7 protein-coding genes and 1 pseudogene are annotated in these 9,789 nt (G+C 59.6%); 4 read left to right on the top strand and 4 right to left on the bottom strand.

The annotated features are described in order from the left end of the window. From ACRESD_RS13330 to ACRESD_RS13320, 3 genes are all read right to left on the bottom strand, one after another. A partial coding sequence (locus ACRESD_RS13330) for an ArnT family glycosyltransferase (protein WP_431751326.1) occupies nucleotides 1-961 on the bottom strand: 961 nt, incomplete at its 3' end. Between the two features lie 26 nt (nucleotides 962-987). Beyond that, nucleotides 988-2,643, bottom strand: a complete 1,656-nt coding sequence (arnT, locus tag ACRESD_RS13325) for a lipid IV(A) 4-amino-4-deoxy-L-arabinosyltransferase (protein WP_431751325.1) — start codon at nucleotides 2,641-2,643, stop codon at nucleotides 988-990. A gap of 190 nt (nucleotides 2,644-2,833) precedes the next feature. Next, nucleotides 2,834-3,517 (bottom strand): histidine phosphatase family protein, encoded by a 684-nt coding sequence (locus ACRESD_RS13320; RefSeq protein ID WP_431751327.1) that lies wholly within the window; start codon nucleotides 3,515-3,517, stop codon nucleotides 2,834-2,836. Between the two features lie 273 nt (nucleotides 3,518-3,790). Between ACRESD_RS13320 and ACRESD_RS13315 the strand changes: the two genes are divergently transcribed. Genes ACRESD_RS13315 through ACRESD_RS13305 form a run of 3 tightly spaced genes read left to right on the top strand, consistent with a single transcriptional unit; the run spans nucleotide 3,791 to nucleotide 8,010 of the window. Then, the gene (locus ACRESD_RS13315; RefSeq protein WP_431751324.1) at nucleotides 3,791-4,459 is read left to right on the top strand and encodes an ABC transporter ATP-binding protein; all 669 of its coding nucleotides are present in this window, start codon (nucleotides 3,791-3,793) and stop codon (nucleotides 4,457-4,459) included. Nucleotide 4,460: 1 nt separating this feature from the next. Continuing rightward, on the top strand, nucleotides 4,461-6,923 hold the full coding sequence (locus ACRESD_RS13310) for an FtsX-like permease family protein (protein WP_431751323.1): 2,463 nt from the start codon (nucleotides 4,461-4,463) through the stop codon (nucleotides 6,921-6,923). Further along, entirely contained in the window at nucleotides 6,913-8,010 is a 1,098-nt protein-coding gene (locus ACRESD_RS13305) for a lipocalin-like domain-containing protein (protein WP_431751322.1), read from the top strand. The genes ACRESD_RS13310 and ACRESD_RS13305 overlap by 11 nt, the downstream gene beginning before the upstream one ends. Here ACRESD_RS13305 and ACRESD_RS13300 read toward each other — a convergent pair. Beyond that, nucleotides 7,994-8,263, bottom strand: coding sequence for a hypothetical protein (locus ACRESD_RS13300; protein ID WP_431751321.1), 270 nt, complete (start codon nucleotides 8,261-8,263; stop codon nucleotides 7,994-7,996). The two genes, ACRESD_RS13305 and ACRESD_RS13300, sit on opposite strands and share 17 nt — an antisense overlap. A 739-nt stretch (nucleotides 8,264-9,002) precedes the next feature. Between ACRESD_RS13300 and ACRESD_RS13295 the strand changes: the two are divergent. Beyond that, a pseudogene (locus tag ACRESD_RS13295) lies at nucleotides 9,003-9,789 on the top strand (hypothetical protein); the annotation flags it as partial.

Genomic DNA, 9,789 nt, shown 5'->3' with positions numbered 1-9,789 from the left:
CGTAGTAACTGCGCCGGCTGCCACTGGCGGTGAAGAACACAAACAGCAGGCCCAGCCCCCACACCAGCCAGCGGGTGTTGGGCGGGGTGTCGCGCCAATGCCGCACGGCGAGCCACAGGCCCAGCACCCAGCACGGCGCCCAGGGCAAGGTGTAGGCCGGCAGGTAGATCAGGTAAGTGTAGATCGGACCCATATGGTCGAACGGGTCGAAGAAGCGCACCACGTTTTCCCGGAACACCAGCTCCAGACCGTTGGCGCCGTAGGTCGGCGCGCCATACAGATGGGACAGCACAAACGGAATGGCGTAGAACGCTCCGGCGATGACCATGGCCATCAGCAGGCGCAGATTAAGGTGGCGCTTGTAGCGGTGCTCACTGAGCAGATGCGGCAACAGCACCAGGCCTGGCAGCACAAAGCCGATCAGGCCTTTGAACAGGGAGGTGGCCGCCAGCAGCAGGAAAAATACGGTGTAGCGTCCCAGGCGCGTGTCATCCGGCCCGCGCCAGTACCACCAGACCGCCGCCAACACACCGCACACCGTCAGCACATCCGCCGTGGCCACCCGGGCCCAGAACAGGAAGTAGAAGGTGGTGGCGAGCATCCAGCCGGCAATCAAGCCAGTGCCCTTGCGGAACAGGCGTTCGCCGATCAGGTACACCAGCCAGATGCTCAACCAGGCGGAGATGACCGACGACAGGCGCAACGACCAAGGGCCGAGGCCGCCCATCAGGTTGGCAAAGCCAGTGATCAGCCAGTAGGAAGGCAGGGGCTTGTCGTAATAGGGCGTGCCTTTGAGGTACGGATCGAAGTAGTCGCCGCTTTGCAGCATTTGCAGGGTGATGTTGGCCCAGCGGGTTTCCGGCCCCCACAGGTCGCGTGCGCCCAGTCCCAACAGCAGGAGCAGGGCGGAGACGCTCAGCAGCAGCACCAGCGCGCCACGTTCGGTTTTCCAGAAACTCATGGGTTCTTCCTGTGGCAGGCGCTGCATTAAGGTTGTTGTGGGTACACGATCAGCAGCAGGTCACCCTTGCGATAACGCTTGCCACCCGGTGGCAACTGCCCTTCCTCGAGATGTTCACTGGTGCTCTTGACCCGCATCAGCACGCCGACCGAGCCTTGCTTGCGCGCATCGACCAGCCAGGTCTGGACGTTGTCCAGGCCGACCTTGCGGTGTTCCGAATCGGGATATTGCAGGCCATAGCGCAACTCGCCTTCGGTGTCATAAAACGCCACTTCCGGGCGACGCAAGCGCCACGACAACGCGGAAGCCGAGCCCAGTTCGTTGCTCAGCAAAGCATGGGTTTGTTGCAATTCATCCAGATGCTCGGCCACGAACTGATCGGGCATTTCGTTATCCGTGATCATCGCCGGCATGCCCGCCGGCAACAGCGCCACCAGCAAACCGATGCCCAGGGCCGGCATTGCCCACAAGGTCAGCGGGCGAACCACTTGCAGCAGGTTGGCCAGAATCCAGCCTAGCAGCACGATAAACGTCAGGGACAGGCTGAACATCTCGGCGTGGCTATTGCCGTACACCGGGTTGCTGATTTGCAGGTAGATCAGCACCACCATCGCTGTCAGGCCGATCAGGAAGTTGACGACGCCGTTGACCAGGATCGAGCGTGTCTTGCCTTGCTTGACGAGGTCGATCAAGGCGTGGCCCATCAGCAAGGCCAGGGGCAGCAGGCACGGCATGATGTAGGTCGGCAGCTTGCCCTTGCTCATGCTGAAGAAGGCCAGTGGCAACAACATCCACAAGGCGAGAAAGGCAATCGCCGGCTGGCCTTTTTCGTTCCAGGTCTTGATCAGGGTCGCCGGCAACAGTGCCGACCAAGGCAGGCACGCCACCACCATGATCGGCAGGAAGAACCAGATTGGCCGTGCATGTTGGGCATTGTCGGCGGCGAAGCGGCGGATGTGCTCGTGCCAGAAGAAGAAACGCCAGAAGTCAGGTTCCTGCAAGTGAACCGCCAACACCCACGGCAAGCACACCAGCGCGGCGACCAGCACCGCCAACGGGCCATAGCGCAATAGCTCGCCCACGCGGCGCTGCCACAGCAGGTAAGGCACGGCGATCAGCACCGGCAACAGCCACGCCAGGAAACCTTTGGTCAAGAAACCCATGCCACAGGCGACGCCCAGCAACGCCCAGGCGCCCAGCCGCCCGCGGGTCGTGCGGTTGTCCAAGGCAAACCACAGCGCCACCAAGCTCAGGTTGACCCAGAACGTGAATTGGGGATCGAGGTTGGAATAACCCGCTTGGCCGGCGACCAGGCCAAAGCTCATGTACAGCAGTGCGCAGGCGAAGCTCTTGCGTGGGTCGTTCCACAAGCGACGGGCGATCAAGTAGGCCAGCAACACACTCAGGCCCGAGGTGATAACCGAGGCGATACGCACACCAAACAGGTTTTCGCCAAACACCGCCTGGCCGAGGGCAATCAGCCAATAACCGCCGGCCGGTTTTTCGAAATAACGCACTCCCATGAAGTGCGGCGATACCCAGTTGCCGCTCATGAGCATTTCCTGGCTCACCTGGCCGTAGCGGGTTTCGTCCGGAATCCACAGGCCGTGAAAGCCCAGCGGCAACAAAAAGAAAATGGCAAAGCCGAGCAACAGCAGGGGCAGGGGTTTCAACCGGGTCATGAACACGTCGCTCCTTGACGTTTAATGGGGGGCAATGAGTGTAATGAATTCATAGAGCAAAGCATCACTAAGTTCACTAAGCGATTGGAGAAAGGGATAACGACCTTAACTAACGGGCGCGTTTAAACATGCCAGAACAGGGCTGTCGTTTGGCTGAACACGACAGGTGCCGACATGTAAAAAAGTGTGTTTAAAGCTGTTTCAGAGCCGCCGCCCACTCCTGGGTTTTCATCGTGCCCACCGCCTTGAGCTTGCCGTTCGGCAACACCTGCACGAACAGTGCGCTGCCGTATTCGGCCGCCTCTGCGCGGGGGTAGCCCAACGCCGTCTGGAAGTCGCTCATGCAGGCGCTGTGGGTAATCAGCATCAAGTTGCGGCCAGGGTGTTTATGGGTGAGCACTTCTTCACCCATGGCTTCACCGCAAATGGCCAGGGGGCCGGGTGACAACTCGGTCTTGCCGAACATGAACTGCGAAGTCTGGGCCGTGCGTGTCGTCGGGCTGGCGAGTACGTCGGTCCGCTCCATGCCCAGGGTGGTAAAGGCTTTGCCGAGTTGGGTGGCTTGCTGGGTGCCGTTGATCGTCAGGCCATCGGTCGGGCCGAAACAAGGGTTGCTGGAACGATCACAGCGCTCTTCATGGCGTACCAGCACGATCAGGTCACCGTTGCGCCAACTGGCCAGGACTCCGGAGGTCACCAGGCGATTACCCACGCCAAGGTCTGTGGGGGATTTGGGCCAAAGCAGAAAGCCAGCCAAGAGCAGGCCGATAACGGCGACCCCTGCCAGTGGCAGTCGGAATTTTTTCAAGCGTTTCAACATTGCCCCATTGGGTTGGGGTTTGCTCAGGGTCATGTCAGCCACGCTGTTCACCATTGGCACTATTGTTGTGTTGTACAAAGCAGGCGCAACTAATTGGCGGGTGCCCGTAGTGGTGCAAAAGCCTGTCACAGGGCTGCTGTCTTTTAGCTGAACATGTGGATAGTAAGAAGGGTCGCTGGCGGCAACTAACAAGTTGCCGTCGATTGACGCTTTGTGGGCAATTTAAAGGGGCGAGGGTGGGCAAGCGGTGAAATCCATGTGAAAAATTTGCGTGGGGCATGTAGGCAGCCGTTATTCTCGTTTGGAGTCCTTCAAACGAGCGTTCTTATGTTGCAGGTGCAAGGTGTTCGCAAAAACTACGCCACTCCCCAAGGACCGCTGACGGTACTGGCAGGTGTGGATCTCTACCTGGGGGAGCGTAGCAGCCTTGCGCTAATGGGCGAGTCTGGGAGCGGAAAAAGTACGTTGCTGCACCTGGTGGCCGGACTTGATCGTGTGGATGGCGGAAGCATTCGGATAGGTGAGCAACAACTCGACCATCTGAATGAAGGGCAATTGGCGAACTGGCGTCGAACCGAAATTGGCTTGGTGTTCCAGCAGTTCAACTTGATCGGCAGTTTGCGCGTGGAAGACAACCTGGCGTTCCAGGCACGTCTGGCCGGGCGCTTCGACCCGCATTGGCAGGCGCAGTTGGTGGAGCGCCTGGGCCTGGGCGATTTGCTCAAGCGCTATCCCGAACAACTTTCAGGTGGCCAACAGCAACGGGTGGCCGTCGGACGTGCACTGGCCTCACGACCGGGTTTGCTGCTGGCCGATGAGCCAACCGGCAACCTCGACGAAGCCACCAGTGACGAGGTCTTGCAACTGATGTTGGACCTGTTGCGCGACAGCCCTACCAGCCTGTTGATGGTCACCCACAGCCCCCGTATCGCTGCGCGGCTCGACCAGCAGGTGGTGCTACATCACGGCCGCGTCCTGCCGGCGGACGCTCGCTGATATGGCGGTGTTTTATTGGACGTTGCGCGCACTGTTGAGCCATTGGCGGCGTCATCCCGTGCAGTTCTTCAGTGTGCTGACCGGCTTGTGGCTGGCCACTGCGTTATTGACCGGTGTGCAGGCCCTCAACAGCCAGGCGCGGGACAGCTATGCACGCGCCAGCCAACTGATCGGCGGCGAACCCCAGGCCAGCTTGAGTGCGCCGGACGGTGCCAGCTTCCCGCAAACGTTGTTTGCCGAACTGCGCCGGGCTGGCTGGCCGGTTTCGCCGGTGGTGCAGGGGCGGGTGGTACTCAAGGGGCACGAAGATCAACGCCTGCAATTGATGGGCATTGATCCATTGTCGTTGCCTGGCAGCGGCGTCGTGGCGGGACAACGCTTGAGCCAGGCACAAATGCTCGCCTTCTTCGACCCGCCGGGACGCACCTGGATCGCCCCGCAAACGTTACAGGCGCTTGGGCTGCACGAAGGCGCACAGCCACCGACAGCCAGCGGGCAAAGCCTGCCGCCGTTGCAGGTCCAGCAGGACATGGCTCCTGGCACGCTGCTGACCGATATCGGCTTTGCCCAACCGCTGCTGGCGATGCCCGGACGGCTGTCGCGCTTGCTGTTGGACAAGACCTTCGCCGCGACTCACCCCACGCCACCTGCCGCGTTGCAACTCAAGCAAGGTGAAGACAACAACCTCGCTCGCCTGACCGAGAGCTTTCACCTGAACCTCGACGCCCTGGGCTTTCTGTCTTTTGTGGTGGGGTTGTTTATCGTCCACGCCGCCATTGGCCTGGCCCTTGAGCAGCGTCGTGGCCTGCTGCGCACGTTGCGCGCGTGTGGGGTCAGTGCACGCATGTTGCTCCTGGGCCTGGGGGTGGAACTTGGCGTGCTGTCAGTGCTCGGCGGTGTGCTGGGCGTCGCCAGTGGTTACCTGCTGGCGAGCCTGTTGCTGCCGGATGTGGCTGCCAGTTTGCGCGGCCTGTATGGCGCCGAAGTGGCGGGGCAGTTGAGCTTGAGTCCAGGGTGGTGGCTCAGCGGGTTGGGCTTGAGTCTGTTTGGTGCTTTGCTCGCCGGCGCCAACAGCCTGTGGCGGGCAGCGCGGTTGCCGCTCTTGGCACTGGCGAATGCCCAGGCCTGGCACGAGGCCCATGGGCGTTGGCTGCGACGCCAGGGTTGGGTGGCGGCGATCGTGCTGATGATCGCGTTGCTGGCGTTATGGTTGGGGGATAGCCTGGCCGCCGGCTTTGTGCTGATGGCGGCCTTGCTGCTGGGGGCCGCGCTGGGGTTGCCGGTGCTGCTCAATGGGTTGTTGAAGGCCGTGCTGGGGCGTAGCCGTTCTGTGCTGGGCCAATGGTTCCTCGCCGATTGCCGCCAACAGCTGCCGGCCTTGAGCCTCGCGTTGATGGCGTTACTGTTGGCCCTGGCGGCGAACATCGGGGCGGGCTCCATGACCTCAGGGTTTCGCCAGACCTTCAATCACTGGCTGGAACAACGCCTGACCGCCGAGTTGTACATCAACCCGCAAAACCCGACCCAGGCGGAAAAATTGGGGACATGGTTGGCGCAACAGACGTTAGTGCAGGCCGTGCTGCCCACCTGGCAAGTGGCGGTGCAGTTGCAGGGTTGGCCGGCGGATATGTTCGGTGTGGTCGATGACCCGACGTATCGCCAGCACTGGCCATTGCTGGAGTCAGCAGGAGAACCCTGGGAGCGTTTGTTGCACGACGACAGCCTGATGCTCAGCGAGCAATTGGCGCGGCGCCTGAAGGTGCAGTTGGGCGACCCTGTCGACATCTCCACGCCGCAAGGCCTGTGGTCGCCCAAGGTCGTGGGCATCTACGCCGACTACGGCAACCCGAAAGGCCACCTGCTGGTCAACTCACAGCATCTGTTGGCGCATTGGCCTACGCTGTCACCGGCACGCTTCAACCTGCGCGTGAGCCCTCACAACGTGACGCCATTGGTGCAGGCGGTGCAGCGCGAATTTGGCCTGGAAGACAGCCGTATCATCGATCAGCAGCAACTCAAGGGCTGGTCCAGCCAGGTCTTCGAGCGCACGTTTGCCGCTACCGCCGCGCTGAACAGCCTCACCCTCGGTGTCGCCGGTGTGGCGTTGTTCATCAGCTTGCTGACCCAGAGCCAAAGTCGTCTCGGTCAACTCGCGCCGTTGTGGGCGTTGGGGGTGACACGTCGGCAACTGATGCTGCTCAACCTGGGGCAGACCTGGTTGCTGGCGGTGCTCACCTTGATCCTGGCATTGCCCTTGGGGCTGTTGCTGGCATGGTGCCTGGACGCGGTGATCAATGTGCAAGCGTTCGGCTGGCGGCTGCCGTTGCAGGTGTTTCCGGGGCAGCTCGCTCAACTGTTGGGGCTGGCGATGCTCGCCACACTGCTGGCGTCGGCCTGGCCCCTGTGGCAGTTGTATCGCAGCCGCCCGGCGGACCTACTGAGGACATTCGCCCATGAAGATTAAAGCCTGGGTGTGGGCCGCCTTACTGCTGCTAAGCGCGTGCGACAAAGTGCCCGCGCCCGAAGAAAGCTTTGCCGGCTTGGGCAGCGATGCGGCGGACTTTGCTCAAGTGGTGCCCGGCAAAGTCTTCAGCTTTCCCGAGGACCACGGCCCCCATGCCGGTTTTCGCATCGAGTGGTGGTACGTCACCGCCAACCTCAAGGATGCCCAAGGCAACGTCTTCGGCGTGCAATGGACGCTGTTTCGCAACGCGTTGAAAGCCGGCACCCCCCAACCGGGCTGGCACGACTCGACGATCTGGCTTGGCCACGCCGCCGTCACCTCCGCCACTCGGCACTACGCTGCCGAACGTTATGCCCGCGGCGGCGTCGGCCAGGCGGGCGCCCAGGCGGTGCCGTTCAATGCCTGGATCGACGACTGGAACTTCGCCACCCGCCCCGGTGTTGCAAACGCGTTGGCGGACATGCAGCTCAAGGCCAGCGGTGCGCAATTCGCCTACGACTTGCACCTGACCAGCAGTCGGCCGCTGGTGCTGCAAGGCGACAACGGCTACAGCCGAAAATCCGACCAGGGCCAAGCCTCGTATTACTACAGCCAGCCCTTTTTCACGGCAGACGGCAGCGTCACACTCGACGGCAAAACCTACCAGGTCAGCGGCCCCGCCTGGCTCGACCGCGAATGGAGCAGCCAACCCCTGGCCGCCAGCCAGACCGGTTGGGACTGGTTCTCCCTGCACCTGGACCGAGGCGAACAGTTGATGCTGTTCCGTGTCCGGCAAACCGACGGCAGCGGTTACTTGACCGGTACCTGGATCGGCCCTCAAGGCCAAACCCAGACCCTGCATAACGCCGATATCCAGCTCACACCACTGGCCACCACTCACATCGACGGCCGCGAGATTCCCACGCGCTGGTCGCTGAAAATTCCCGGAAAGCAGCTGGACATCACTCCGCAAGCCCTCAACCCCAAGGCGTGGATGAACCTGAGTATTCCGTACTGGGAAGGGCCGGTGGGGTTTGAGGGTGGGGTGGGGTATTTGGAGATGACGGGGGTATTGAAAAATGAACATAGGGTCATAGGGTTAAGATAATCCCGACGATGAAATTGAGCATATAGACGGCGCAGGGTGCGGCAATAAGACCAGCAATAACGCAATTTTTAAGCGATGGTTTCATATCACCCTCACCGAACCTGAATGCGAGGCACATCAGGAAGACTATCAAGGCAAATATCGACATTTTGATGTCGTGCTTGTTGGGGCCCTTGATGAAGGGGAGTATGGGGCTGATAAATGCCATTATGGTGAGGTGCGCAGTTAATACTCTGTATTGTCCGATGTTCATGAGTTTCTCATCGTTATGATTGGCGATTAGCCGCTCGGAGTTGGAGGGATGGTTTTTGTCTTCTAAGGTAATATATTTTTCACCTGAGGGCAGTTCGAGAAGTGCTCGTATACAAAAGGGGTGGACACGGCAAAGAGAGCTCCGAGCAGTGCGCAAAACATAGGATGAAGCCTTGGGTTGTTACCTTTTAGTGTTAAGGTAAGGGGCATAAAAAAAGCGCAAGTGGCCAAGATTGCTATTTTTATTTTGTAGTTGCCCGGTCCGTTGAAAAAATGTGCTGTTGGAAGCATCAAGAAGAGGATTCCCAGTCGTGCAAGTTGGGATCTGTTATGGATGAGTTTCATTTGTTCTTCCTTAACTCGGTGTAAGTCATGCAAGGTTGATAGAGGGATATTGCTTTTTTGGAGGTTTTTTATTTAAGTATTGTTAAATATTCTAGAAGTCCATTAAGTTGGGATATGGCTGTAAGGTGTATGGAGTTGGTAGGTAGGATTTTTCATGAGGCTTAAAGTTGAAATTCCAATACCGAACTAATGGTCTGTTCGTTGCATTCAAAACGGCGGTGAAAAGACTCAAATGACGCCCAGGAAAAATGAGCCCCGTGTGTCAGAAGGGAAAATTCTTACGTAGCCTTGAAAAAAGCTGTACATATATACAGTAATATCCTACAGTCCATCCCAGGTGACAGGACGTCACCCGTCACCTGAGCTTCAATTTTTTAACTATGGATGGATAAAAAATGAAATCGAAAAAAGCCCTGATCCTGGGCGCGGCCATGATGGCTGCCTGCTTCACTTCGGCCTCTGCCCTGGCCGAGCAAACCCTTCCAAAACTCACCCCTGGCACGGTCAACCAAGCCGTCCTTGATGCGCTGAAACCTGGCGGCAAGATCGAGGCGGTGCCGGTTTCGGCCGAGCTTCGGCAAAAACTGCTGGATGCCATGAAGGGCAAGGCCAAGGCGATCACCAAGAGCGTCAAGCCGGCACCGTTCAACACCGTCGTCGGTGAGTTGAAAAAGCCGGGCCAGGCTCAGTTGAAAAGTGCTGCGGTTGCTGACTTTGTGCCGCTGTTTCCGACCCTGGATGTCAACACGCTCTACACCATCGACCAGGTGCAGACGGGTCAGGATTTCACTTACCACTTCAACCTGCCGCAAAACGCGCGGGCGGTGGTGCAGTTGATCGACCAGAGTGCTGGCGCCGATATGTCCCTGAGCCTGTTCGTGGATGACGGCCAGGGCAACCCGCTGTTGGTGGCGACGTCCGACAACCCGGGCAATGCCGATGAATACCTGGACGGTGTACTGCCGGCCGGTGACTACTACTGGTTCATGCTGGCCAAGACGGCGAACAACGCGCAGTTCAGTTTCGGCGTGGCGGTGGACACCAATATCGACGCCTTCGAGCCCAACGACACGCCGCAAACCGCGTTCGTGCTGCCGGACTCGATGAACAAGGTGAGCGGTAACCTCGATAACGCCAGTGATGTCGATTATTTCGACTTCAAGGCCGTGCGCGGCCAGAGCG

The sequence above is a fragment of the Pseudomonas sp. genome (genome assembly GCF_050739995.1).
Lineage (GTDB): Bacteria > Pseudomonadota > Gammaproteobacteria > Pseudomonadales > Pseudomonadaceae > Aquipseudomonas.
The sequence above is the reverse complement of the archived record's forward strand: the minus strand, read 5'-3'. Positions and strand labels throughout refer to the sequence as shown.

Excerpts from the sequence above, each read along its gene's own strand:
- ACRESD_RS13315 (WP_431751324.1), top strand. The coding sequence starts at position 3,791 with ATGTTGCAGGTGCAAGGTGTTCGCAAAAACTACGCCACTCCCCAAGGA.
- arnT (WP_431751325.1), bottom strand. The coding sequence starts at position 2,643 with ATGACCCGGTTGAAACCCCTGCCCCTGCTGTTGCTCGGCTTTGCCATT.
- ACRESD_RS13300 (WP_431751321.1), bottom strand. The coding sequence starts at position 8,263 with ATGAACATCGGACAATACAGAGTATTAACTGCGCACCTCACCATAATG.
- ACRESD_RS13305 (WP_431751322.1), top strand. The coding sequence starts at position 6,913 with ATGAAGATTAAAGCCTGGGTGTGGGCCGCCTTACTGCTGCTAAGCGCG.
- ACRESD_RS13310 (WP_431751323.1), top strand. The coding sequence starts at position 4,461 with ATGGCGGTGTTTTATTGGACGTTGCGCGCACTGTTGAGCCATTGGCGG.
- ACRESD_RS13320 (WP_431751327.1), bottom strand. The coding sequence starts at position 3,517 with ATGGTGAACAGCGTGGCTGACATGACCCTGAGCAAACCCCAACCCAAT.